The organism is Nostocoides australiense Ben110, from assembly GCF_001050535.1.
Lineage (GTDB): Bacteria > Actinomycetota > Actinomycetes > Actinomycetales > Dermatophilaceae > Nostocoides_A > Nostocoides_A australiense.
The window spans coordinates 3,231,700-3,234,101 of the sequence record NZ_HG764815.1 but is presented as its reverse complement, the minus strand read 5'-3'; the positions used below and the strand labels follow the sequence as shown (position 1 = coordinate 3,234,101).

The window sequence follows — 2,402 nt, the reverse complement described above, 5'->3', positions numbered from 1 at the left end:
ACCGGCCCGGGAAGCCCGGCCGTGGAATCGGTGACCCGGGTCCTCAGTCTCGCGGCCGTGCTGCTGGCCTTGCTGGGGCCGGCGCATCTGCGGCCGTCACATCTGCCGCCGTCGGGTCTCCCGATCCGGGAGCGGGCGCCGGCACACGCCGCCGGCGCGCCGCCCAGCGCATCGCCGGCAGTTCGATCCACCGGTAGCTCGCGGCGGCAAGCCCGAGCGTGACCGGCACGCCGATCGCCAGCAGCGCGGCCAGGCCGCCGTTGAAGATCCGGGCGCCCGAGACGGCATACAAAGCGACGAACACCGGCAGGTGCCACAGGAAGATCCCGTAGCTGATCCGCCCGAGGGTGCGCAGCCACGGCCGGGCCAGCCACGCGGCATACCCGCTGCCCGGCCACAGCACGACGGGGGCGAGCAGCGCCCCGCTCACCACGCACGAGAGCAACATCTTGATCCCCAGGTGCCACCCGCTGATCGTGCCGAGCGTCAGCAGGCCCGCGAGGGGCGTGGTGGCCAGCAGGTATGCCGCGCCACCCAGCGCGAGCACCGGGCCCGGCGTCCGCGTCCCGGCCCGTAGGCGGCGGGTGATCGGGTGGTCGGGACGGGCGATCGCCTCGGCGAGGATCATCCCGACGAGGAAGCACCCCGCGCGCGCCGGCAGCCACCGCTCCACCGGCACATCGTGTTCGAGATCGGCTCCCGGGATCAGCCCGGCCAGCAGGACCGCCGGACCGAGCAGCCAAACCAGCAGCCGCAGGGGCGCGTCGGGGCGGCGGCGACGCAGCCGGTGCAGGGCGGCGGCGACGAGGGGCAGCAGTAGGTAGAAGGAGAGTTCGGTCGCGACCGACCACGACTGGGAGAAGCTCGGGATGTGCGAGCCCGGCGCATAGATCTGCACGGCCAGGGCGTGCAGGACGCTGTCGAGCGCCGGCGGCCGGGCCAGGGCGACGACCGCGGCGAGGGCCACCCAATAGGCGGGGAGCACGCGCGCCAGCCGGCGCAGGTAGTAGCTGCCGAGGGCCAGCCGCTCCTGCGGCGCGGTCAGGAAGCCGCGGTGCAGCAGATAGCCCGAGAGCGCGAAGAAGAGCGCAACCCCGAAGTCGCCGCGACCGAGCAGCCGGCCCCACAAGCCGCCGGTGGTGACACTGCCGGACAGGTAGGCCGCGTGCGTCGCCACGACGAGCGCAACGGCCACGGCGCGTAACCCGTCCAGGGCGCCGACGTGCCGCGGCAGGCCGTCGCCCTGGGGCGGCATAGCGTCGGTGCCCCGGCGCGGCATACCGTCGGTGCCCCGGCCACGCGTCATGGCGGGCAGGATACGGCCTGACCGCCGTGGTGTTTCCGATTCCTTTTACCCGCTGGTAGCATCTGCCGACCCCTCGCGACGGCGGCGAGCGGCAATCATTCGGAGGAGAGCCACTCGACCATGCGGAAAATTCTCGGCCCGCTGCTTCTCGGCTTGGGAGGTTTTCTTCTCACGACGGCGCTCCTGGTGCTGCTGTGGGTGCCTGGTCAGGTCAAGAAGACCCCGCTCGATGTCGACAGCCTCACCACGCTCAGCGGCGACGCGAGCTACCTCGGCTCCGATCGGGCGCCGATCAAGGCGACCAGTCACTCGGTCATCGACGGCGATGCATCCGACGGCAAGACCGCGGTCTTCCAGACCTTCTCCTGCTTGATGTGGAACAAGGACGGCAATGCGCCGGACTGCGTCTCGGGTGAGGGTGAGGACAGCCAGCTGATCAACGCCGGCACCGACGCGTTCGCGACCGACCGCAAGACCGCGCTCGCGGTTTCCGACCAGGAGAAGTACCTCGGCAACCTTGCGACGACCCACCAGGGGCTGATCAACAAGTTCCCCTTCGACGTCGAGCAGAAGACCTATCCCTTCTGGGACGGCATCCTCGACCGGGCGGTGGACGCGGTCTTCGTGGCAGAGGAGAAGCTCGACGGCCTCGACACCTACAAGTTCAACGTCAACGTCAAGGACGAGCCGGCCGAGATCGCCAGCGGCGTGCAGGGCAAGTACTCCCTCGACAAGACGCTGTGGATCGACAAGGCCACCGGCTCGATCATCAAGCAGGTCGAGAAGCAGGTCCGCGTCACGGCGGACGGGGCCTCCGCCCTGGACCTGAGCATGGGGTTCACCGACGACCAGGTCGCCGCGAACATCAAGGACGCCAAGGCCAACGGCAGCAAGCTCGGCCTCATCGGCACCCTGCCGTGGATCGCCGGCCTCCTCGGTCTGCTCAGCCTGCTCGCCGGCTTGATGCTCAACCGCGACGACGAGCGCCATGCCGGTGAGACCGTGCGCACCCGGACGGTGACCCCGGACCTCACCCCGAGTGCCGCCGCTGGGGCGACCGCTGCCGCGCCGACGCGCGGGTCGGTGCGGGCCGCCG

General features: G+C 70.9%; 2 protein-coding genes. One reads left to right on the top strand and one right to left on the bottom strand.

Going from position 1 to position 2,402, the window contains the following annotated elements; all coding sequences use genetic code 11:
* Nucleotides 1-43: 43 nt before the first annotated feature.
* Nucleotides 44-1,306 (bottom strand): acyltransferase family protein, encoded by a 1,263-nt coding sequence (locus BN11_RS15670; protein WP_083433806.1) that lies wholly within the window; start codon nucleotides 1,304-1,306, stop codon nucleotides 44-46.
* A gap of 120 nt (nucleotides 1,307-1,426) precedes the next feature.
* Here BN11_RS15670 and BN11_RS15665 point away from each other — a divergent pair.
* A partial coding sequence (locus BN11_RS15665; RefSeq protein ID WP_048699236.1) for a DUF3068 domain-containing protein occupies nucleotides 1,427-2,402 on the top strand: 976 nt, incomplete at its 3' end.